The following is a 22,371-nucleotide window of genomic DNA, read 5'->3' as shown; positions in this document are numbered from 1 at the left end:
ACTTGTGTATTGGTCAGCGTTCCCCCCAGCGCGTATCTATTGCCAGCACGCACTACTTGTCAGAAGTCATTTGTCAGAAGCCATTCGAAAGGACAGCCCATGCCGATGCCCACCATCAAGCAGGTTCGCGCCTATACCGTCCGCGGCGGCGGTGCCGACTATCACGATCAGGGCGATGGCCATTGGATCGACGGCCAGATCGCGACACCGATGAGCAAGTACCCCGAGTTCCGCATGACCCGCAAGAGCTTCGGGCTCAACGTGCTGGGCACCCTGGTCGTCGAGGTCGAGGCCAGCGACGGCACGGTCGGCTTCGCGGTGACCACCGCCGGCGAGATCGGCGCCTTCATCGTCGAGAAGCACCTGGCACGCTTCCTCGAAGGCCGGAAGGTCACCGACATCGAGAAGATCTGGGACCAGATGTTCAACGCCACGCTCTTCTACGGCCGCAAGGGTGTGGTGCTCAACACCCTCTCCGGCGTCGATCTGGCGCTATGGGACCTGCTCGGCAAGATTCGCCAAGAGCCGGTACATGCCATGCTCGGCGGCCCGGTGCGCGACGAGCTGACCTTCTACGCCACCGGCGCGCGCCCCGACCTGGCCCGGCAGATGGGCTTCATCGGCGGCAAGATGCCGCTCAAGCACGGACCCGCCGAGGGTGACGAAGGACTCGCCAGGAATCTCGCCCAGCTCGCCGACATGCGCGAGAAGGTCGGCGACGACTTCTGGCTGATGTTCGACTGCTGGATGAGCCTCGACATCAACTACGCCACGCGGCTCGCCCAAGGCGCTCGCGAATTCAATCTCAAATGGATCGAGGAAGCCCTGCCGCCGGACGACTACTGGGGCTATGCCGAACTCAAGCGCAAGGTGCCGCCGGGCATGCTGGTCAATACCGGCGAGCACGAGGCGACCCGCTGGGGCTTCCGCATGCTGCTGGAAATGGACTGCTGCGACATCATCCAGCCCGATGTCGGCTGGTGCGGCGGGATCACCGAACTGATCAAGATCTCGGCGCTGGCCGACGCCCACAACAAGCTGGTCGTGCCGCACGGCTCCTCTGTCTACAGCTACCACTTCGTGATCACCCGCCACAATAGCCCGTTCGCCGAGTTCCTGATGATGGCGCCCGAGGCCGACGAGGTGGTGCCGATGTTCAACCCGCTGCTGCTCGATGAGCCGGTGCCGGAGAACGGCCGCATGCGGGCATCAATGCTCGATGCGCCCGGCTTCGGGGTGCGCCTGAATCCCGAAAGCCAGCTCGCCCGTCCCTACGAACATTGACCGGGAGAACGCCGCGATGCCGATCCGCGCCTTTCGCATGACCCTGCAGCCGGGCCAGGAAGCCGAGTACCGGCGGCGTCACGATGACATCTGGCCCGAGCTGGTCGAGGCCCTGCGCGAAGCGGGTGTCGAGGAGTACCGCATCTTCCTCGACCCGGAGTCGCGCCACCTGTTCGCGCTCATGTGGCTCGCCGAGAACCACCGCGTCGACGACCTGCCGGCGTTGCCGGTGATGCAGCGCTGGTGGCACGCCATGGCCGATATCATGGACACCGAACCGGACGCCTCGCCGCAGAGCGTGGCGCTGGACGAGGTGTTCACGTTACTGCCCAAGGAATGACGACCATGCAAGTGATCGATGCTCACGTGCACTTCTGGAACCTCGGCCTAGGCAACCAGCCCTGGCTCGAGCACCCCGAGCCCAACCTGCTCGGCGACTATCGGCCGATGGCCCGCGACTACGGCCCCGCCGACCTGTGCAATGAGAGTGACGACATCGACCTGCTCGGTGCCGTGCATATCGAGGCCGACGCCGTCGACCCGGTCAAGGAGACCCGCTGGCTGGCGGGACTCGACGACGACACCCTGCCCTCCGCACTGGTAATCGGCGCCGATTTCTCGCGATTGGACGCCGCGCGGGTGATCGAGGAGCAGCTCGCGCTGAGCCCACGGGTACGCGGCGTGCGCCAGATTCTCAACGTGCACGCCGATCCGCACTATGACTACGTCGGCCGCCACTACATGGACGAGCCGGGCTGGCGCGACAATTTCCGCCTGCTCGAGCGTCATGGCTTGTCGTTCGACCTGCAGATCTATCCCTCCCAGATGCCGCAGGCGGCACGCCTTGCCGGCGAGCATCCCGAGACCCTGTTCCTGCTCAATCATGCCGGGATGTACGTCGACCGCCACGGCGTGGCCGGCTGGCGGGCCTGGCGCGACGGCCTGCGCGAGCTGGCCGAGCGCGACAATGTCGCCATCAAGCTCAGCGGTTTCGGCATGCTCGACCACCACTGGACGATCGGCAGCGTCAGGCCGCTGATCCTCGAGGCGATCGACGCCTTCGGCGTGGCGCGCTGCCTATTCGCCTCCAACTTCCCGGTCGATGGCCTCTACGCCCGCTACGCCGATGTCTGGAACGCCTATGCGGACATCGTCGCCGATGCCTCGCCGGACGAGAAGCAGGCGCTGTTCGTCGACAATGCCCGGCGCCTCTATCGCCTTCCCTCGAACAACGAGACGCAGACTTCATGACTCAGGAGCCCGCCATGCTGCTCAACGACAAGACCGTCATCATCACCGGCGCCTCGCGCGGCATCGGTCGCGCCGTCGCCCTCGAGTGCGCCCGGCAGGGTGCCGACGTGGTCATCGGCTACAGCGGCAGCGAGGCGAGCCGCCCGCTGGTCGATGAGTTGATCGCGGAGATTCGCGCGCTGGGCCGCGACGCCAGTGCAGTCGGCGCCCCCGCCGGCGACCCGGACACCGGCGACAAGCTGGTCGACGCCGCGGTCACGCATTTCGGCGGCGTCGACGTGTTCGTCAACAACGCCGGCATCTGCCCGTTCCACGCGTTCCTGGACATGCCCCGCGAGACCTACCTGGAGACCGTCAACACCAACCTCAACGGCGCCTACTTCGCCGTTCAGGCCGCGGCCAACCGCATGAAGGACCAGGGCCGCGGCGGCGCGATCATCGCGGTGAGCTCGATCAGCGCGCTGGTCGGCGGGGGCATGCAGACCCACTACACCCCGACCAAGGCCGGGCTGGTGTCGCTGATGCAGTCCTGCGCCATCGCGCTGGGCCCCTACGGTATCCGCTGCAATGCCGTGCTGCCCGGCACCATCGAGACCGACATCAACAAGGACGATCTGGCCGACACCGAAAAGCGCGACTACATGATCGGCCGCACGCCGCTGGGCCGGCTGGGCCGGCCGGAGGACCTGGCCGGTCCCGTCGCTTTCCTGGCTTCCGACATGGCCGCTTACGTCACCGGCGCCTCGCTGCTGGTCGATGGCGGCATGTTCGTCAACCTGCAATAGGAGCCGACCGTGGAACTCCCCAGAAACCCATTCAAGGCAGCGCTCGACGGCGAGCCCCGCTATGGCTGCTGGGCCGGCTTCGGCACCGCCTATGCCACCGAGATCCTCGCCACCACCGGCTTCGACTGGCTGCTGATCGACGGCGAACATGCCCCCAATCCGGTACCGGCGGTGCTCGGCCAGCTACAGGCCGTGGCGCCCTATCCCAGTGCGCCGGTGGTCCGTGCGGTCAGCCACGACCCGGCGTTGATCAAGCAACTGCTCGATATCGGCGTCCAGACGCTGATGGTACCGATGGTCGACAGCGCCGAGCAGGCCGAGGCGCTGGTGCGCGCCACGCGCTTTCCGCCCCACGGTATTCGCGGCGTGGGCGGCGGCCTGACCCGCGCCACCCGCTGGGACGCCGTTGCCGACTACATCGAGACGGCCCACCGGGAGTTGTGCCTGATCGTTCAGGTGGAATCGCCCACGGGCATCGACAACGTCGAGGCGATCGCCGCCGTGGACGGGGTCGATGCGGTGTTCGTCGGCCCCGCCGACCTCTCCACCGGCGCCGGCCATGTCGGCAACCCCGGGCACGCCGATGTCCAGGCGATGATACGCCGCGCCTTCGAGGCCACCCGGGCGGCTGGCAAGGCCGCCGGCATCCTCGCCCCGGCCGAGGCGGACGCCCGCCGCTATGCCGAGTGGGGCTTCGACTTCATCGCCGTGGGCATCGACATCAGCCTGCTGCGCCAGGCCGCCCGGCAGACGCTGGCCCGCTACACGTCCGATACGCCGCCCCCGGGCTCTTCGAGCACCTATTGAACCGCGGCGCCTCCGCAATAAAGGCGACAATCAACGGAGTCATGACATGAACGGCAATAACAGGACCTACCGGAACTACATCAACGGCACCTTCGTGGAGGCGAACGACTACCTCGAGGTGCGCAACCCGGCCAACGGCGAACGCCTCTCGCGCGTCCCGGCATCCGCCGGGGCCGATGTCGAGCGGGCGCTGAGCGCGGCCCACGACGCCCAGCCGGCCTGGGCGCGGCTGCCCGCCGTGGAGCGTGCCAACTACCTGCGTCTGCTTGCCGACAGGATCCGCGGCGAGGCCAAGACCCTGGCGCGAGTGATCACCGAGGAACAGGGCAAGGTCTCGGGGCTGGCCGAGGTCGAGGTCAACTTCACCGCCGACTATCTCGACTACATGGCCGAGTGGGCGCGGCGCATCGAAGGCGAGATCATCGAGAGCGACCGCCCCGGCGAGAATATCTTCCTGTTTCGCAAGCCGCTCGGCGTGGTCGCCGGCATCCTGCCGTGGAACTTCCCGTTCTTTTTGATCGCCCGCAAGATGGCGCCGGCGCTGGTCACCGGCAATACCGTGGTGATCAAGCCCAGCGAGGAGACACCCAACAACTGCTTCGAATTCACCCGCCTGCTCGACCAGGTCGGGCTGCCCGCCGGGGTGTTCAACGTCATCAGCGGCGACGGCGCCAGCACCGGCCAGGCGCTGACGGCGAGTCCGCTGGTCGACATGATCAGCTTCACCGGCAGCGTCGATACCGGTTCGCGGATCATGCGCAGCGCCGCCGACAACATCACCAAGGTCAACCTCGAACTGGGCGGCAAGGCCCCGGCCATCGTCCTCGACGATGCCGACATCGACCTGGCCGTGAAGGCCATTCGCGCCTCGCGGATCATCAACACCGGCCAGGTCTGCAACTGCGCCGAGCGGGTCTACGTGCAGCGCGGCGTCGCCGACGAGTTCGCCGACAAGATCGCCCGCGCCATGGCCGATACCACCTACGGCGACCCGTTGGCCCAGCCGGATATCGAGATGGGTCCGCTGATCAACCGCGAGGGGCTGGACAAGGTCGCCGCGATGGTCGAACGCGCCACCCAGGACGGCGCCGAACTGCTGACAGGCGGCCGGGTCGCCGATCTGGGCGCCGGCTTTCACTACCAGCCCACGGTGCTCAGCGGCTGCCGCAGCGACATGGAGATCATGCGCCGCGAGATCTTCGGTCCGGTGCTGCCGATCCAGATCGTCGACGATCTCGACGAGGCGATCACCCTCGCCAACGACTCCGACTACGGTCTGACCTCGTCGGTCTATACCCGCAGCCTGGCCCGCGCCATGCACGCCTGCCGCGAGATCGACTACGGCGAGACCTACGTCAACCGCGAGAACTTCGAGGCAATGCAGGGCTTCCACGCCGGCACCCGCAAGTCGGGGATCGGCGGCGCCGACGGCAAGCACGGCCTCTACGAGTACACCCGCAGCCATGTGGTCTATCTCGAGACCTGAGCCCGACGACAATCACAACAATGGAGGTATGCGCCATGAGCGACATGACCCCTGATACCGCGGATAACGACCCGACCGCCGTCGGCGGCGAGTACGAACGCCAGCCCGTGCCCGAGCGATCACGACTCGGCTTCAAGAACTTCATCGGCATGTATGCCGGCGAGCATACCGCCGGTACCGAACTGATGATCGGCCCGCTGTTCGTGCTCGCCGGCGTGTCGGCCTTCGATGTTGTCGTCGGCCTTATCGTCGGCAACGCGCTTGCGGTACTGAGCTGGATGCTGCTCACCGCCCCCATCGGTACCCGGGCGCGCCTGACGCTCTACTACCAGCTCGAGAAGATCGCCGGCCGCCATACCGTGATCCTCTACAACCTGGCCAACGGTCTGGCGTTCTGCTTTCTGGCCGGCGCGATGATCACCGTGTCGGCAACCGCGGTGGGGGTGTGGTTCGGCTTCCCGCTACCCACCCTGGCGGACCTGGCGCCCAACAGCCTCGGCTGGGTGCTCGCCGTGCTCGTGGTGGGTGCGTTTATCACCATCGTGGCGGCCTACGGCTATCGCTTCGTTTCCTGGTTCGCCAACATCGCCGCCCCGTGGATGGTTCTGATCTTCCTGGGTTTCGGTATCGTCTCGCTGAAATGGTTCATCGATGCCACCGGCACCGAGGTCGGCTCCGCCGGCGACCTATGGGCACTGGCCGAGACAGCGATCTGGACCGGGGTGCACGTGCCCGGGCAGCCGGACTTCACCCTCTGGCATGTGATCTTCTTCGCCTGGTTCGCCAACATGGCGATGCATGTCGGCATGGCCGATCTGTCGGTGCTGCGCTTCGCCCGCAAGAGCTGGTACAGCATCGCCTCCGCCGCGGGCATGTACGTGGGCCACTTCATGGCCTGGCTGGCGGCTTCCATGCTGTTCGCCTTCCAGATGTACCAGGCCGGGCTGACGTCGGAGTCAGCAGTCGTCAGTGCCGCCCGGGCCGGCAACATTCCGAACCCGCTGCCCGGCCCGCTGGCCGACCAGGCGCTGGGTGTGGCGGGGTTGATCTGCGTGATCATTGCCGGCTGGACCACCGCCAACCCGACCATCTATCGCGCCGGGCTGGCCTTTCAGGCCATCGTGCCGCATGTCTCGCGCTTCCGGGTCACGATCGGCACCGGGCTGTTGACCACCTTCGTGGCGATGTTCCCGGGGGTGGCGATGCAGCTGCTGGGCTTCGTGGCGCTCTACGGCCTGCTGCTGATGCCGATCGGCGCGGTGATATTCATCGATTACTGGGTACTTCCGAAGCTCGGTCTGACCCGCTTCTACGCCGAACAGGCCGGGCACACGCTGACCATGCCGGTATTGGGCGCCTGGCTGATCACGCTGGCGATCTGCCTGGGCCTGGTGCAGTTTGCCGACATCGAAATCTTCTTCGTCGCGCTTCCCGGCTGGTTCATTGCCGCGCTGCTTTTCATCGCCCTGAGCTTCCTGGCCCAGAAAAGCCGGCGCTCCCATGCCTCGGGCACGCTGGACGTGACCGCTGCCGCACCGACTTCCGCCACCTCATCGACAAGGGAGTGATCCCCATGCGCCTGATGCTACAGACCGTTTCGCTAGCGATGCTGGTACTGACGGTGCTATTCCCGATGCTCTATCTCTTCGATGCGATGGCCGATGCCACGATGAAGTGGTCGCTGCTGATCGTCACGGTGGTCTGGTTTCTCGTCACGCCGTTATGGATGGGCCGGAGTCAAGCGCCATGACGGCCTCCCACGCCACCGGGTGAACGACGCCTCCGTGCCGTTGGCGGGCCTGGGCCGATAACCGCTCAGGCCTGCCCTGGCCACGGACCTTCGCCGCCCTTCCCATCTTGTCGCCTATCGGCGGGCATCGCCCGACCGACAGGACAGGGTTTGTTATAACGATGACAATCTGGAGTTAACGCCATGGAAGTCCTGCATCTGGCCGTTGCCATTGTGCTGATTCTGCTACTGATCCTTTATGCCAGGCTCAACCCGGCGATCAGCCTGATCATCGGCAGCCTGTACCTCGGCCTGACCATGGGGCTCGGCATGACCGGCACGGTCGACGCGATCAGCGAGGGTTTCGGCAACATCATGGCCGGCATCGGGCTGCCGATCGGCTTCGGGGTGATCATCGGTCAACTGATGAGCGATTCGGGGGCCGCCCACAAGATCGCCCACACGCTGGTCAAGAGCGCTCCACGTGGCGCCGGACTCTATGCCCTGGGCCTGACCGGTTTCCTGCTGTCAATCCCGGTATTCTTCGACGTCACCTTCGTGATCCTGGTGCCGCTCGGCGTGGCACTGGCGAAAACGCTCGGCAAGCCGCTGCCCTACGCCATTGGCGCGCTGGTGATCGGCGCCGCCACCTCGCACACCATCGTTCCGCCCACCCCGAACCCGCTGGCGGCCGCCACCATTCTCGACTTCGATATCGGGGTCATGACCTTCGCCGGCCTGGGCGTCGGCCTGGTCACCGCCCTGGTGGTGATGAAGGTCTATTTCCTGCTGCTCGATCGCGGCATCTGGAACCCACGCAAGGACGAGCTGCAGGTGGCCACCGTGGGCGTCGACCAAAACGACCACGAAAGCCCGGCCGGGTTTGCGAGCATCCCCCTGTGGCACGCCCTGACACCCATTGCCCTGCCGATCCTGCTGATTCTCAGCGGTACCTTCTATGACTACTGCCAACAGCTGGGCGTATTGGGCGGCGACGAACTCCCGCCCTTCATCGGCTTCATCAGCGATCGCATCGTTGCGCTCATGGCCGGCGCCCTGGCCGCCTACGCCGTGGCCGCCCACGCCATGAACCGGGATCAACGCGATACCTCGGCCGCCACCGGCCTGCAGACCGCCGGCATGGTGCTGCTGGTTACCGGTGCCGGCGGCTCGCTGGGCAAGGTGATCGAAACGACTCAGATCGGCCAGAACCTTGTCGACAGTCTGTTCCACGATACCCAGTCGGCGCTGGGCATGATCCTGCTGACCTATGGCCTGGCGGCCATCTTCCGGATCGCCCAGGGCTCGGGCACCGTTGCCGGGATCACGGCCATGACCATCATGGCCGGCGCCGCCTCGACCGGTGTCGTCGATCCCTTGTGGATCGCCCTGGCAGCGCTTTCCGGCGGCATCAGCATCGGCCACGTCAACGACAGCGGCTTCTGGATCACCACCCAGCTCGCGGGCTTCAGCGTCCGTGGCGGTTTCAAGACCTATACGCTCGGTGAAGCGCTGGTCTCGCTGACGATACTCGGCCTGACCCTGATAGGGGCGATGCTCTGGGCCTGAAGGTGGGGTCAGCTCCAGCAGTGGCCGTGCCGCCCGCAGCCGGCCACTGCTAGACTTCATCTTCTTGTGTTCGATGCCCGCCGACGAATGGACGCCGCAGAGAGGTTGTTGGATGAAGACGACAGTTTACCGGGCCCCACTGGCCATGCTGCCTTTGGTCATCCTGGCGGCTTGCGGGCACCCGAAAACTATCAACGATCTCGATACCCGGCCGCGCGATGAGACGACCTTCGCGCCAGCGGGTTACCCGATCGAATTGCAGTACACCGACTCGTTGCAGCCGGTAGACGACCCGAGTGCCGGCCATTTCGACAACGGCAGCTGGCAGGTTGCCGACGGCGCGCCCGGCAAGCGCTTGATCACGCTGTCGCTTGCCGACTCCAACGAGATCACGACCGGCCTGTGGCGCCTGGGCGCCAGCCGCAACCCGGCGGCGGTCGATGACTGCTTGCTTCCGCCACCCGATGCCCAGGCGATGTCCTCGACGATCACCGTCGGTGGGCAGCCTTTCCACGGCTTCACGCTGGGAGACGCCGGCATGAGTCACTTCCAGCGAATCGAGGGATACCGCGCCGTCATCGACGGGGTCTGCTACGCCATCGACCTGATCGTGCAGGGCACCAACGGCGACGTCTACGACCCACCCCGCGAGGCGCCCTACTCCCGGAACGAAGCCATGGACCTGCTGAGAGCCGTTTCCGAGGGCGTGTCGTTCACCAGCGATTGACTGCGCGCTCTTTCAGTCGGTCGTTACAGCGCTGTCCGGAACGATAACGCTCAGCCGGCTTATTGCCCTGCCCTGCGCGCCGTCCAGTCCGGGCCATCCAGGCGCAGGCCATGGCCGCCGGCATAGGCCGAGGGTTCGGGCGGTCGCCAGCCTTCGAGCAGCGCCGGATCGAGGGCATGGACCTCGACGTCGAGCGGATGGCAGGTCGCCAGCAACTGCTCGTCGGTAGCGCCCCACAGCTCCAGCGACAGGTCGCCGCCCGGGCAGCACGACAGCGCGCACAGCAGGTCGATCTCGGCGAAGAATTCCAGATAATCGCCGGGGCGCGCCGGGCAGGCCTTCATGAAGTATTCGTCGTCGGCGTTGAGCCCGGTGCACTGGAAGACGTTGAGCACGTCGTGAACGTCGCGCTCGTCGAGGCCATGAGGCAGCACCGCGCGGGTCAGGTTGGAGTGGCAGTGGAAGTCGAAATCCTCGCCGGCCAGCAACCGATTGACGTAGGGGTCGCAGCGCGTGCCCAGCAGATCGTGCAGGCGTCCGCCGTCGGCGTCGACGCCGTACCAGGCGAGCGTGTCGGCGACGAGGGTCGCCATCGGCCGGATGTAGGGCAGGCTCGACCATAGCCGGTCGAAGGTACTGACGTGAGCGCGCTGTAGCTGGCGGGTGCGCGAGGCCCACATCCGCTCGCGCGGGTTGGTCAGCGACCACAGGTTGAGATCGCCGACCTGCGGGCCGTCGGTGGTGCAGATGCGAAACACATGGCCGGCGGGAACCCGCCAGGCGCGGCCATCGCGGATCGGTACCCGCAGGCGCTCGACGAGGCTACGCCCGGCGGTGTCCTCGGCGATGCGTCGATAGAACTCACGATCGATGTCGAGCGGCGAGCCCTGGGTCGCCTGGTAGGCGGCGGGAACGTGGGCCATGCGGAGTCTCCTTGACGACGAAGCTGAGGGTCAGCCCTTACCATAGCAGCGTCGTCCCTGCGTACCGCCCGCCCAACAGCTCAGTAGTCGTCGTCCTCGATGTCGTCACGCTCGCGCTCGCGACGCTCCTCGGCCTCTTCGCGGGCGTCGTCGATCACCGCCATCAGCTCCATCACGTCGACGCTGTGGGTATCGGCCGCGAAATGCCCGGTGAGCCGGCTCTCCGGATGCAGCTCGCCGCTCTCGTAGAGCGCCCAGATCTCCTTGCCGTAGTCGGTATCGAGCAGCGCCGGCTCGAAGCGCCCGAACCAGTCGCGCATGTTGTCGACGTCGCGCACCAGCAACATCGGCGCGCTGTTGTTGCCCGCCGCGTCGACCGCCTGAGGCAGGTCGATGATCACCGGCCCGTCGCGGTCGACCAGCACGTTGAACTCGGAAAGATCGCCATGGACCAGCCCGGCGCACAGCATGCGCACCACATCGGCGATCACCCGGTCGTGGTAGTCGCGGGCCTGCTGCGGGCTCAGCGTCACCTCGCCGAGCCGCGGGGCGACATCACCCTCGCCGTCGCTGATCAGGTCCATCAGCAGCACGCCGTCGACGAAGCCGTGGGGGCGCGGCACGCGCACCCCCGCCGCGGCCAGCCGGTACAGCGCATCGACCTCGGAGCTCAGCCAGGCCGATTCCTGCTCCTTCTGGCCATAGCGGGTCTTCTTGGCCATCGCCCGAGCGCGCCGGCTGTTGCGCTCCTTGCGGCCCTCCTGATACTGCACGGCCTGCTTGAAACTGCGCTGGCTGGCCTCCTTGAAGACCTTGGCGCAACGCCGCTCGGTGCCGCAGCGCACCACGTAGACCTGGGCTTCCTTGCCGCTCATCAACTGGCTGACGACCTCGTCGATCAGGCCGTCGTCGACCAGGGGCTGGAGTCTCTTGGGTACTTTCATATCACCTTTGTATGTAATGACCCGACAATCGGCACAGCATCGCATGGCCGTCCGATTTGCCCAAGCCAGCGAGGTTCACGGCACACCGGTATCTCAATGAGTTCGCTCCCGCCAGGCATGGCTCGGATGGTCTTGTGGGAGGGAATTTATTCCCGATGGTTTCAACCGCCTCGATCGCGAATGAATTCGCTCCCACGAAAACCGTCTAGCGGGTGACCCGGCGCGCCCGGAACGACCGCCCCTTGATCCGCCCGTTGGCGAGCTGGTCGAGCGCGGCGCGGGCAATGCCGCGCTCGACGGCGACGAAGGCGCTGCGATCGGTGATCTGGATCCTGCCGACCTGGTCGCCGCTGATACCACCCTCGCCGGTCAATGCGCCGAGGATGTCGCCCGGGCGCACCTTGTCTTTCTTGCCGGCGCCGAGCTGCAGCGTCGCCATGCGCGGCGTGAACGGCTGCGGATTGCCGCGCAGTGGCGGCAACGGCTCGCAGGCCAGCGACTCGCCGAGAAAGTCGCCGAGTTTCTCGAGACGGTAACGTTCGCCGTCGGCGACAAGCGTGCAGGCCACGCCATGACCACCGGCCCGGCCGGTACGTCCGATGCGGTGCACATGGACCTCGAGCTCGCGGGCGATCTGATAATTGAACACCGCATCCAGCGCGTCGATGTCCAGCCCGCGTGCCGCCACGTCGGTGGCGACCAGGATCGACACGCTCTTGTTGGCGAACATCGCCAGGATGCGGTCGCGATCGGGCTGCTCCAGGTCGCCGTTGAGCGCCAGCGCACTGAAACCCGACGCATTCAGGGCATCGGCGATCTGCCGGGTCTCGCGCCTGGTGTTGCAGAACACCACGCTGGATTCCGGGCGGTGGCTGAGCAACAAACGCTCTAGTGCCGGCAGGCGGGCACCCTCGTCGGCAACCCGATAGAAATGCTGGCGGATGCTGGTATCGTCGTGGGTCGAGGCGACCTCCACGGCGAGCGGCTCGCGCATCATGCGCTCGGCGATCGGCCGGATGCCGGCACCATAGGTGGCGCTGAACAGCAGTGTCTGACGCGAGGCCGGCGTCTGGCCGACGATCGCCTCGATCGCCGCCTGAAAGCCCATGTCGAGCATGCGGTCGGCTTCGTCCAGCACCAGTGTGGTCAGCGCGTCGAGTGTCAGCGAGCCCTTGCGCAGGTGCTCCTCGATCCGTCCCGGCGTGCCCACCACCACATGCGCGCCATGTTCCAGCGAATCGCGCTGGGGCTTGAGCGGCGCCCCGCCGCACAGCGTCAGTACCTTGACGTTGGCCAGGCCACGCGCCAGCCGACGCACCTCACCGGCGACCTGGTCGGCCAGCTCGCGGGTCGGACACAGCACCAGCGCCTGCACGCGAAACGCCCTGACCTCGAGCCGCGCGAGCAGGCCCAGGCCGAACGCCGCGGTCTTGCCCGAGCCGGTCTGACCCTGGCCGATCACGTCGCGCCCGGCGAGGATCGCCGGCAGGCTCTCGGCCTGGATCGGCGTCATCGCGTGGTAGCCCAGCGACTCCAGGTTGGCGAGCAGTTCGGGCGCCAGCGGCAACGTGGCGAACTCGAGTTGGGGCGTAGCATCGGACACGGTGGTGAATCCTGTAACGAGGCAACAGCGCGATCGGCGGGCAACGGCATGGATGAGGACGTTCGTCGGACGAGCGCTTGCTGAAGAGGAAGCTGAACCAGTGAAGGCACGAAGGGCGATCGGCGCGAGAATAGCAGAATCGCCGCGCGGCTGTCCGGTTATCGCCCCGGGGCGCGGATACGGCCCCGTCTCTACCACGAAAGAAAGCCTGCCACCGCGCGGCGATGTTGCGTAAAATCCAGGCGTCGATGACAACCTGACAGGACACAGACATGGGTAGGGCCTTCCAGAACCGCAAGGAATCCATGGCCAAGACGGCCGATGCCAAGACCAAGGTGTACAGCAAGTACGGCCGCGAAATATACGTCTGCGCCAAGTCCGGCGGCACCGACCCGTCCGGCAACCTGGCGCTGCGCGGGCTGATCGACCGGGCCAAGAAGGATCAGGTCCCCTCGCACGTGATCGACAAGGCGCTCGACAAGGCCAAGGGCGGCGGCGGCGAGGACTTTTCGCCGGCGCGCTACGAGGGCTTCGGGCCCGGCAACTGCATGGTGATCGTCGAGTGCCTGACCGACAATCCCAACCGCACCTTCGGCGACGTGCGCGTATGCTTCAACAAGACCAGGGGCAAGATCGGCACGCCCGGCAGCGTCAGCCACATGTTCGATCACAGCGCGATCCTCGCCTATGCCGGCGAGGACGAGGAAGCCGCGCTCGAGGCGCTGATGGAAGCCGATGTCGACGTCACCGACATCGAAAACGAAAACGGCCGGATCACCGTATTCGCGCCGCACACCGACTACGCCAAGGCCAAGCAGGCACTCACCGAGGCCTTCGGCGAACTCGATTTCGAGATCGACGAGATCCAGTTCCTGCCACAGACCACCACCCCGGTGGAAGGCGAGGACGTGGCGCTGTTCGAGAAGATGCTCGATATGCTCAACGATCTGGACGACGTGCAGAACGTCTATCACAACGCCGAAGTCGCCGAGCCGGCGTAAGTTCCCTCGGCCGGGTTCATTCTCCCGGCGCCCCGCTTCTTGCGGCGCTGAAAAGCCCGGCTCCATGCGAGCCGGGCTTGGTGTTTTCCAGGGTCTGGCCATCGCCCGCGCCAACTCTCTTGGCCAACTCCCGACGCGCTGACTAACCTGAACATGAAGTCCTCAGCCTGGATTTCGCCAAGCAAAGGGAGCGCCGCGGGAACGGCGCTCAGGTCATGACAGGAGGTTGCAACGATGCCCGCCAAATCCGAAGCGCAGCAGATGGCCGCCGGGGCCGCACTGGCCGCCAAGCGTGGCGAAAAGAAGGCCAGCGAACTGGAAGGCGCCGCGAAGTCGATGTACGACTCCATGGATGAAGACGAGTTGGAAAAGATGGCTTCCGCCAAGCAGAAGAATAAGCCGAAACACAACGCGAAGTCCTGATCGCGCAAGGTCAGTGACGCCGCCGGGCGCCCTCGGCGGCGTTCTTGTCACTGGACGAGCGATTTCGCAGGATCGGGCATGAACCCGACAGGATCGAGCCAACCGCCAGCCGCCGAACGAACCATACTGAGGGGCGCTGTCCCTGCCTGGTCTCCAGGCGGGTATTGAAGTCCCCCCGGCACAGGAGCCATTGCATGCGTTACAGACAATTCGGCAATACCGGCCTGTTCGTCTCCGAACTCTGCCTCGGCACCATGACCTTCGGCGGCGAAGGGGAGATGTGGAACCAGATCGGCGATCTGCAGCAGGCCGATGCCGACAAGCTGATCGGCCGCGCCTTCGACGCCGGCATCAACTTCATCGATACCGCCGACGTCTACTCGCAGGGCCAGTCGGAAGTGATCACCGGCCAGGCCCTGAAAAACCTTGACATCGCACGCGATGAGGTGGTCGTGGCCACCAAGGTGTTCGGCGAGACCGGGCCTGGCGTGAATGCCCGCGGCCTGACGCGCTATCACATCATGGAGGGCGTGAAGGCCAGCCTGAAGCGGCTTCAGCTCGATCATATCGATCTCTACCAGGTACATGGCTTCGATCCGGCCACGCCGATCGAGGAGACCCTTCGAGCGCTCAATACGCTGGTCGAGCATGGCCACGTGCGTTACATCGGCGTCTCCAACTGGGCGGCCTGGCAGATCATGAAGGCGCTGGGCATCGCCGAGCGCCATGGCCTGGCACGCTTCGAATCGCTGCAGGCGTACTATACGCTGGCCGGGCGCGACCTGGAGCGCGAAATCGTACCGCTGCTGGAGAGCGAGAGTCTCGGCCTGATGGTCTGGAGCCCGCTCGCCGGCGGCTTGCTGAGCGGCAAGTACGGTCGCGACAAGCAGGCCGAAGCCGGCAGCCGCCGGACCACCTTCGACTTCCCGCCGGTCGCTGTCGAGCGCGCCTACGACTGTATCGAGGTGATGCAAGGCATCGCCGGAGCGAAGGGCGTCTCCGTCGCACAGATCGCGCTCGCCTGGCTGCTTCATCAGCGCGCGGTGACCAGTGTGATCGTCGGCGCCAAGCGCATCGACCAACTCGACGACAACATCGCCGCCTCCGAGGTTAGGCTGAGCGATGAGGAACTCGCCGAACTGCAGGCCGTCAGCGCGCTGCCCCCCGAGTACCCCGGATGGATGTTCGAACGTCAGGGCGACTACCGCCGCCAGCAGATCGACCAATCCCGCCAGCGCTGAACGGCACGCCCGCGAACGCCCAGTTCGAATACGAGCCGGGCGTTCGCGTCCAGGTGTCGCGCGAAGAACCGGGCCGGGCGAGGGCCAGTCCCGCGCTCAAGGCAACGGCCGGATGACCCGGCAGGGGTTGCCCGCGGTCACGACATTGGCCGGCAGGTCCTTGGTGACCACGCGCCCGGCCCCCACCACGGTGTTCTCGCCGATGCTCACGCCCGGACAAACGTGGCCAGTATTCCCTGGGCATTCAAGCGTGCTGCCAGCAAGCGGGAGTCCTCGGCGTTGTAGAGTACGCCCGCCAGCATCTTCGCCAACTCGTCACCTTGTGTCATCGCCTCGCTCCGCTGGACTCGTCAAGGCGCACTCTATCGCAATTCTTCCGGATCGCACGACGAGGATGCCTTTCCATCGCCACCCCCGTCTCTTTATGGCAACACTGCAAACCAATGATTTTAATGAGTTTTCAAAAAACACCCACCTTGGCGTCTGCTTTTGGAGACGATCCGGCGCCCTTGCGTGGCTCAAATCCCGCCATTTTCTGCAGCGCCCCCACCGAACAACCTTTAAGCAACTGTTTTTAAAGACAATCGATGGTTTCTGGCATCAATTTCGCACCCTATAAGATGAGACTGAAAAAGTCGCCTTCCAGTGGCACTTTTCCAGACAGGAGGTCCTTGACCCCGCCAGGGATTGGCGAGGCAGGGATGGAACCCGGCAAGGACGCCTCCTCTTATCGCTGGCCGCCGAGCATCATGGCGACCAGCCAGCAAGATCCTTCAGTTCCCTGCGTACCTTGGGCCGCCCTGCGGCCCATTTTTTTGCGCCCGTTTTCTACCCCGCCCTTTATCTGCGCCGTTCGGGCCTCTCTCGGGCGCCCCCTGGATGCCGACGCCGGCACGCCGGAGACTTGCTATTCTTTTACTCACCGAAGCGGTGCTATACCGTGAGATAACGATAAGCACCCAGTTCCCCTGACGAGACGAGTAAGCCATGGACGAGCAGCAGCAGACAGCAAGCAGCACCCAACAATCCCGGCGTCGCCAATTCGCCCTGTTTGCCAGCAATTTCTTCAAGCACCCGAAGATGCTGGGCTCGATCATCCCCAGCTCGCCCTTTCTGGTCAGGCGCATGCTGAGTCACGTCGACTGGGCACGCACCCGGGTGCTGGTCGAGTACGGCCCGGGCATCGGTACTTTCACCAAGGAGATCCTGCGCCAGATGCATCCCGAGGCGATTCTGCTGGTGCTCGAAACCAACAAGGATTTCGTCGATTACATCAACAGCGCCTACTCGGATCCGCGGATGCAGGTCATACATGGCTCGGCAGCCGATATCCAGCAAGTCCTGAGCGAACGCGGGCTCGGCCCGGTCGACTACGTGATCGCCGGCATCCCCTTCAGCACGCTGCCCGACGAGGCGCGGGAGAACATCCTGGATGCAACGCGGCAGGTCATCTCGCCGGATGGCACCTTCCTGCTCTACCAGTTCTCGCCCAACATCCTGCCCTCGCTACGCAAGACCTTCTCCAAGGTGACGCGGGAGTTCGAGCCGATGAACTTCCTGCCCGCGCATTTCTATCGCTGCAGCCCTTAACGCGCCGAGCGCCTTGGAGCCATCGGCTACCGGGGTGCACCCCCCGTCATAGCGCGTTGCAACAACCCCGGCGACCTGCAGCATGCCAGCGAATGGCGGAAACGAGACGACCGGCGATTAGCTCGCCGCAGCCGGCGGGCGGTCTAAACCCGGGCATGGCGGCATCCTCGTGCGCTATTCATCGAACCGACGGCCCGGACCGTCAGGCAGACTGGTCGACAAGCCGGGAATCAGCGGCATGCCCCGGCCGCAGCAACGTGGAACCTGGCCACCGCGCTGAAACCCGGTATGATCGGGGTGCATCATTCTTTTTAGCGGAGCGGACACCACGAGCAATCATTCTTGCCAAGCCAGCACCGGAGGTTCTCATGAAGGTATACAGACCTGAATGGCAGTGCACGTTTAACGTAAACGACGGCGCGGAAGAATCGGCCAGCTGGAAAGTGCGCATCGCCTGGCACATTCGAGCGCTGGCCGACAAGCTGGATGGTGGCGGTAGAACGCTCAAGATCGATTGCAGCATCTCCCCTCAGGTGAGCCGCCAGGATATCGACACCTGCCTGGGCAAGGGTTTCGAAGTGGCCCAGGGCCTGCTCACCCAACTCGCGCATCAAGCCGCCTGCGAAGACGTCATGCGTCACGCCAAGGCGGACCTGTTCGAGGAGGATTGCCAGCGCCAGCGGTAGCCCGGTATCGAGCGTAGCGTCGCAAGAGCACCTCACCCCACTCGGCCTCGGCCGTCTGGGGTGTTTTCACGTGGGCCGAAGTCGCCCCCCATGACTACTGATCGCGCCGCCGGCGCGTTACCATCGCCGACTCATGTTCAGCCCAGGCGATCGCCATGCCGACACTCAACAGCATCGTTCACCGCATCGACAAGTCCTCGAGCGACCGGCCCGCCACGCTCGCGGCGGCCGATGAAACCCTGTCCGCGTCGCCGGCACTGGACGAGATGCTGGCCAGCCTGAACGGCAGCTACCACGCCAAGACCAAGGCCTGGGGATATTTCGCCGACGACGCAGCGGCTCACACGCTCGGCGCCATGCTAGCCAACTACCTGGGCGGCGACGCGGCCACCTGGGATTTCGTCGCCTTCACCCGCCAGGCGGCGGAGGGGCTCAAGACGCTGGTCGACGACCACCTGCCCGTGGGCGGCCACGTACTGTTCGCCCACACCCGCCAGGGCGACGCCGAGTATCTGACCTTGGCACTGCTGCATCATCGCGAGGGTTACGGCATCGACGCCTCGCTCGGCGTCGTTCCCGTACGTCAGATCAACCTCGGCCAGCTGACCCTGGCGGCGCGGGTCGACCTCACCCAGATGCGGGCCGGCACCTCGCGCCAGTATGTGTCCTACAACAAGGACCGCGGCGGCAAGAAACTCGCCGAGGGCTTTCGCGACTGGCTGGGCTGCGAGGAAGGCGTGGACGCCACCAGCGAGACGCGCACTCTGCTCAAGGCCTTCAGCGATTACGTCGAGAGCGAGGACCTGCCCGAGGAGGCCAGTCGCGAGAAGACCGACGCACTGATCGACTATGCCAACGACCAGGCGCGCAGCGGCGAACCGATCACCCTGGACCAGCTCTCCGAACTGGTCGACGAACAACAGCCCAAGGCCTTCTACGACTACATTCGCAATCAGGACTACGGCCTGTCGCCGGAGATCCCGCCGGACAAGCGCACCCTGCAGCAGTTTCGGCGTTTCACCGGCCGCGCCAGCGGCGTCTCGATCAGCTTCGATTCGCATCTACTGGGCGACAGCGTCGAATACGACGCACAGCAGGACCGGCTGATCATCAAGAAAGTGCCCGGCCAGCTCAGGGAGCAGATCAAGCAGCGCCGCGAATGAGCCCCGCCCCGTGAGCCAAGCCCGAAAAAGCCCGCCAACACCGGTTGGCGGGCTCTCGTCGACCCATCAGGGCCTTGGCCGCGGACCGTCGATCAGCCTTGCTTCACGCCCTCCTCGATGCGCCGCCCGATGGTCTCGTCGATGTTGCGCCAGTACTCGAAGACCCGCGACAGCACCGGTTCCTGGACGCCGCCCTTGACGTGGCCGACCACGTTGGCCACCAGCCGATCACGCGCGGCGTCGTCCATGACCTCGTTGATCAGCTTGTTGGCCTGGCCGTAATCGTCGTCGTCGCGGCGCAGGGTGTAGGCGGAGCGCATCTGGTTGCCGCTCGTCTCCCAGGTCGAATCGGTGGGATAGCGCTCGCCGTCGGCGCTAGGCCCGCCCTTTGAATTGGGCGCGTAGACCGGATCCGAGACGTTCTGCACACGCATCGCGCCATCCTTGCTGTAGCTGTGGACGGGTGACTGGGGCGAGTTCACCGGGATCTGCTTGTAGTTCACGCCGAGCCGCGCCCGATGGGCGTCGGCATACGCGAACACGCGACCGATCAGCATCCGGTCGGGACTGATGCCGATGCCCGGCACCAGATTGTTCGGCTCGAATGCCGCCTGTTCGATCTCGGTATGGTAGTCGGTGGGGTTGCGGTCCAGCGTCAGCTTGCCGACCTTGATCATCGGGTAGTCGTCGTGCGGCCACACCTTGGTCAGGTCGAACGGGTTGTAGCGGTAGGTCTCAGCCTCGGCGAACGGCATGATCTGCATGTACAGCGTCCAGCTCGGATGCTCGCCACGATCGATCGCCTCAAACAGGTCGCGAGTGTGGTAATCGCCATCCTCACCGGCCAGCCGGTCGGCTTCCTCCTGCGTCAGACATTCGATGCCCTGGTCGGTCTTGAAGTGATACTTGACCCAGAACTTCTCGCCCTGAGCGTTCGCCCACATGTAAGTATGACTGGAATAGCCGTTCATGTGGCGCCAGGTCCTGGGGATGCCGCGATCGCCCATCAGCCAGGTGACCTGATGTGCCGATTCCGGCGACAGCGTCCAGAAATCCCACTGCATGTCGTGATCGCGCAGGTGGTTGTCGGCACGCCGCTTCTGCGAACGGATGAAGTGCTGGAACTTCATCGGATCGCGGATGAAGAACACCGGCGTGTTGTTCCCCACCATGTCGTAGTTGCCTTCGCTGGTGTAGAACTTGATGGAGAAGCCGCGCGGGTCGCGCCAGGTATCGGGGCTGCCGCGCTCACCGGCGACGGTGGAGAAGCGGATCAGCACATCGGTCCGGGCACCCGGCTGAAACACCTTGGCCCTGGTGTACTGGCTGACGTCTTCGGTCACCTCGAAGCGGCCGAAGGCACCGCCGCCCTTGGCATGGGGTTGGCGCTCGGGAATCCGCTCGCGATTGAAGTTGGCCATCTGTTCGATGAGATAGTGATCGTGCATCACGATCGGGCCGTCAGGGCCGACGGTCAACGAGTGCTCGTCACTGGCTACCGGAATACCGGCATCGGTTGTCGTCGGCTTATTATTGTCGCTCGTCACGATAAATCTCCCCCCTGGTATTTGAGTGCGGCCAAGCGGCCACGCTCCTGGCAGACCGCCTTTCGAGGGCACGGGTTACAGCCCCGCGACCTTGAGCGTCTGACGTCTGATTCACACGGGCCATGCCGTGCAAGCCCGTCTAGGTATAGTGACCAAACGCACCGGCTGTCCACCGACCGAAAAACCCCGGCAACGCTCGGCGACCGCACCGACACGCCTCCGGCCTGCCACCCGGCGACGCGTCGAAAAGCCGCCAGCCCGCGCATGCAGCGAGCCCGGAGATAGCGTCAGCCAAGCGGACAATGCCGCCTCATAGTCTCGACCGATCCATGCCATGATGAAATTTCATCGCCCGTGGACTGTCTACAGCCCCTGTGCGGCTGGCTCGAATTCAAGATCCTTTACCGGCAGTCGTTAATACTATCGACTGGACCGAGCGTTGCGCAGACAGCATGATCGGTTACATTCGAACGCTAACGACCGCGACGCTAGCAGCACCCTGGAAAGAGCCATCATGTCGATCGAACTGCCCAATGGCATTGCCATGTCGCCTTCTACGCTCAGCGACATCGCGAACGCCGATCTCGCCACGGCCCTGGCTGGCCGCCTGGCACGCGCCAAGGCCAACCTCGACCGGCTGGAGCGTGATGTTGCCTCGAAGGACCACAGCGCACTGGCGGCGGCACGGGTCGAGTTCGCGCTGGCCTCACGGGCCCTGGCCGATGAATTCATCGCCCAGGGACTGCACGGGTCGGCTCAAGGCGCCTGAGGCAAGCGACCTCGCAGCTCGCGCCGGGCCCTCGAACCGGCTAGCGCCCCGTGCGGCTTCCCAGATAGCGCGGCTCGACGATGCCCGCCAGTTCGTCGTTAGGGATACGCAGCTCCGGCTGTCCGGCGGCATAGGGCGCGATCTCGTAGACGTTGTAGCGGACGACCCAGCCCGTCTCGAGTGGCGCGACATTGCGGGTGCCGCTCAACGGCCAGTTCTCGATGAAGGCCGCGTCGGCGTCGATTCGCTTGAGCCAGCGCCGGTGGGCACGGGTCAACGCCTCCTGGAAGGCCCCCTCGCGACCGTCGATCAGCATGTCGTCGACATCGACCACCCGCCCCAGACGCTCATCGATGACCATGAACGAGGTCAGCGGCAGACCGTGGGCCTGGCCCGTGTGATAGACATAGCCATCGAGTTCGACGATCAACAGATCGTCGTGCCGCGCGTAGACGCTTGCCTCGAGCCGCGCCTGGCTGGCGGCATTCAGCGCGGGCACCAGCCGGCGGCTGGCCTGGGCCTGGGCCATGAAGTCCCGTGCATAGCCCTCCCAGGATTCGGCCGGCGCCTGCTCGCCAGTGCCGATGCCCATCCCCATGGCAAGCAATTCCCCGCGCAGCCGTTCGCTCAAGGCCGGGAAATCGGGAAAGCGCAGCGCGCTGACCGTCACCGTGGCGCAACGCGACGGCGGACACCCCGATTCGGTGAAACTCGCCTCGACCGGCTCGTAGGCGATGCCCACGCCATCGTATGACGCCCCCGGCGCCTGGCAGCCACCGAGAGCCACCCACCCCACACTCAACAAGACCGCGTGTCGTAATCCCCTCGCCATCGATTCCGCTC

At 65.3% G+C, this 22,371-nt stretch carries 23 protein-coding genes; 17 read left to right on the top strand and 6 right to left on the bottom strand.

The features are described from left to right. Positions 1-99: 99 nt before the first annotated feature. The 10 genes from rhmD to HR9077_RS20585 all read left to right on the top strand — a co-directional run bounded on the left by rhmD (position 100) and on the right by HR9077_RS20585 (position 9,638). Positions 100-1,284: an L-rhamnonate dehydratase gene (gene rhmD / locus HR9077_RS20625; protein WP_136069174.1), complete on the top strand. Its 1,185-nt coding sequence runs from the start codon at positions 100-102 to the stop codon at positions 1,282-1,284. A 16-nt stretch (positions 1,285-1,300) separates the two neighbouring features. After that, positions 1,301-1,624 carry an L-rhamnose mutarotase gene (gene rhaM, locus HR9077_RS20620; RefSeq protein WP_136069173.1) on the top strand — a complete coding sequence of 108 codons (324 nt, stop codon included), beginning with the start codon at positions 1,301-1,303 and terminating at the stop codon, positions 1,622-1,624. 5 nt (positions 1,625-1,629) lie between these two features. Then, positions 1,630-2,535 (top strand): amidohydrolase family protein, encoded by a 906-nt coding sequence (locus HR9077_RS20615; protein ID WP_136069172.1) that lies wholly within the window; start codon positions 1,630-1,632, stop codon positions 2,533-2,535. Beyond that, the gene (locus HR9077_RS20610) at positions 2,532-3,320 is read left to right on the top strand and encodes an SDR family NAD(P)-dependent oxidoreductase (protein ID WP_280178457.1); all 789 of its coding nucleotides are present in this window, start codon (positions 2,532-2,534) and stop codon (positions 3,318-3,320) included. The genes HR9077_RS20615 and HR9077_RS20610 overlap by 4 nt, the downstream gene beginning before the upstream one ends. Positions 3,321-3,329: 9 nt before the next feature. Then, on the top strand, positions 3,330-4,127 hold the full coding sequence (locus HR9077_RS20605; protein ID WP_136069171.1) for an HpcH/HpaI aldolase family protein: 798 nt from the start codon (positions 3,330-3,332) through the stop codon (positions 4,125-4,127). A gap of 46 nt (positions 4,128-4,173) precedes the next feature. Then, a complete protein-coding gene (aldA, locus tag HR9077_RS20600) occupies positions 4,174-5,613 on the top strand; it encodes an aldehyde dehydrogenase (protein WP_136069170.1) in 1,440 nt (479 codons plus the stop codon). Positions 5,614-5,648: 35 nt separating this feature from the next. Then, the gene (locus HR9077_RS20595) at positions 5,649-7,181 is read left to right on the top strand and encodes a purine-cytosine permease family protein (RefSeq protein ID WP_244613392.1); all 1,533 of its coding nucleotides are present in this window, start codon (positions 5,649-5,651) and stop codon (positions 7,179-7,181) included. A 5-nt stretch (positions 7,182-7,186) separates the two neighbouring features. Then, positions 7,187-7,363 (top strand): hypothetical protein, encoded by a 177-nt coding sequence (locus HR9077_RS21950; protein ID WP_168381011.1) that lies wholly within the window; start codon positions 7,187-7,189, stop codon positions 7,361-7,363. A gap of 183 nt (positions 7,364-7,546) precedes the next feature. After that, positions 7,547-8,911 (top strand): GntP family permease, encoded by a 1,365-nt coding sequence (locus HR9077_RS20590; RefSeq protein WP_136069169.1) that lies wholly within the window; start codon positions 7,547-7,549, stop codon positions 8,909-8,911. 112 nt (positions 8,912-9,023) lie between these two features. Beyond that, positions 9,024-9,638 carry a hypothetical protein gene (locus HR9077_RS20585; protein WP_136069168.1) on the top strand — a complete coding sequence of 205 codons (615 nt, stop codon included), beginning with the start codon at positions 9,024-9,026 and terminating at the stop codon, positions 9,636-9,638. A gap of 59 nt (positions 9,639-9,697) precedes the next feature. Here the strand turns inward: HR9077_RS20585 and HR9077_RS20580 are convergent, their stop codons facing one another. The 3 genes from HR9077_RS20580 to dbpA all read right to left on the bottom strand — a co-directional run bounded on the left by HR9077_RS20580 (position 9,698) and on the right by dbpA (position 13,108). After that, positions 9,698-10,561: an urea carboxylase-associated family protein gene (locus tag HR9077_RS20580; RefSeq protein ID WP_136069167.1), complete on the bottom strand. Its 864-nt coding sequence runs from the start codon at positions 10,559-10,561 to the stop codon at positions 9,698-9,700. An 80-nt stretch (positions 10,562-10,641) separates the two neighbouring features. Continuing rightward, positions 10,642-11,505 carry a PA4780 family RIO1-like protein kinase gene (locus HR9077_RS20575; RefSeq protein WP_136069166.1) on the bottom strand — a complete coding sequence of 288 codons (864 nt, stop codon included), beginning with the start codon at positions 11,503-11,505 and terminating at the stop codon, positions 10,642-10,644. A 205-nt stretch (positions 11,506-11,710) separates the two neighbouring features. Next, positions 11,711-13,108, bottom strand: a complete 1,398-nt coding sequence (gene dbpA / locus HR9077_RS20570) for an ATP-dependent RNA helicase DbpA (protein WP_136069165.1) — start codon at positions 13,106-13,108, stop codon at positions 11,711-11,713. 272 nt (positions 13,109-13,380) lie between these two features. Here dbpA and HR9077_RS20565 point away from each other — a divergent pair, with 272 nt between their 5' ends. The 3 genes from HR9077_RS20565 (at position 13,381) to HR9077_RS20555 (ending at position 15,773) form a co-directional block, all read left to right on the top strand. Further along, positions 13,381-14,109, top strand: a complete 729-nt coding sequence (locus HR9077_RS20565; protein WP_136069164.1) for a YebC/PmpR family DNA-binding transcriptional regulator — start codon at positions 13,381-13,383, stop codon at positions 14,107-14,109. A 234-nt stretch (positions 14,110-14,343) separates the two neighbouring features. Beyond that, the gene (locus HR9077_RS20560) at positions 14,344-14,532 is read left to right on the top strand and encodes a DUF3008 family protein (protein ID WP_136069163.1); all 189 of its coding nucleotides are present in this window, start codon (positions 14,344-14,346) and stop codon (positions 14,530-14,532) included. Between the two features lie 194 nt (positions 14,533-14,726). Further along, positions 14,727-15,773, top strand: coding sequence for an aldo/keto reductase (locus tag HR9077_RS20555; protein ID WP_136069162.1), 1,047 nt, complete (start codon positions 14,727-14,729; stop codon positions 15,771-15,773). Positions 15,774-15,979: 206 nt separating this feature from the next. Here HR9077_RS20555 and HR9077_RS20545 read toward each other — a convergent pair whose 3' ends face one another. Then, positions 15,980-16,102: a maltose acetyltransferase domain-containing protein gene (locus tag HR9077_RS20545; RefSeq protein WP_136069161.1), complete on the bottom strand. Its 123-nt coding sequence runs from the start codon at positions 16,100-16,102 to the stop codon at positions 15,980-15,982. A gap of 658 nt (positions 16,103-16,760) precedes the next feature. On the opposite strand from HR9077_RS20545, the gene HR9077_RS20540 reads away from it, so the two are divergent. The 3 genes from HR9077_RS20540 to yejK all read left to right on the top strand — a co-directional run bounded on the left by HR9077_RS20540 (position 16,761) and on the right by yejK (position 19,212). Further along, the gene (locus HR9077_RS20540; RefSeq protein WP_136069160.1) at positions 16,761-17,363 is read left to right on the top strand and encodes a class I SAM-dependent methyltransferase; all 603 of its coding nucleotides are present in this window, start codon (positions 16,761-16,763) and stop codon (positions 17,361-17,363) included. Positions 17,364-17,731: 368 nt separating this feature from the next. Further along, positions 17,732-18,049, top strand: coding sequence for a hypothetical protein (locus HR9077_RS20535; RefSeq protein WP_136069159.1), 318 nt, complete (start codon positions 17,732-17,734; stop codon positions 18,047-18,049). 155 nt (positions 18,050-18,204) lie between these two features. Continuing rightward, a complete protein-coding gene (yejK, locus tag HR9077_RS20530; RefSeq protein ID WP_136069158.1) occupies positions 18,205-19,212 on the top strand; it encodes a nucleoid-associated protein YejK in 1,008 nt (335 codons plus the stop codon). A 92-nt stretch (positions 19,213-19,304) separates the two neighbouring features. On the opposite strand, the gene HR9077_RS20525 is transcribed toward yejK, so the two are convergent. Continuing rightward, positions 19,305-20,759 carry a catalase gene (locus tag HR9077_RS20525; RefSeq protein ID WP_136069157.1) on the bottom strand — a complete coding sequence of 485 codons (1,455 nt, stop codon included), beginning with the start codon at positions 20,757-20,759 and terminating at the stop codon, positions 19,305-19,307. Between the two features lie 514 nt (positions 20,760-21,273). Here HR9077_RS20525 and HR9077_RS20520 point away from each other — a divergent pair. Then, positions 21,274-21,528 carry a hypothetical protein gene (locus tag HR9077_RS20520; protein ID WP_136069156.1) on the top strand — a complete coding sequence of 85 codons (255 nt, stop codon included), beginning with the start codon at positions 21,274-21,276 and terminating at the stop codon, positions 21,526-21,528. Positions 21,529-21,568: 40 nt separating this feature from the next. Here the strand turns inward: HR9077_RS20520 and HR9077_RS20515 are convergent, their stop codons facing one another. Continuing rightward, on the bottom strand, positions 21,569-22,324 hold the full coding sequence (locus HR9077_RS20515) for an RsiV family protein (protein ID WP_244613400.1): 756 nt from the start codon (positions 22,322-22,324) through the stop codon (positions 21,569-21,571). Positions 22,325-22,371 lie beyond the last annotated feature (47 nt).

It is taken from the genome of Modicisalibacter radicis, from assembly GCF_900961225.1.
Lineage (GTDB): Bacteria > Pseudomonadota > Gammaproteobacteria > Pseudomonadales > Halomonadaceae > Modicisalibacter.
This window is presented reverse-complemented; position numbering and strand designations above follow the sequence as displayed.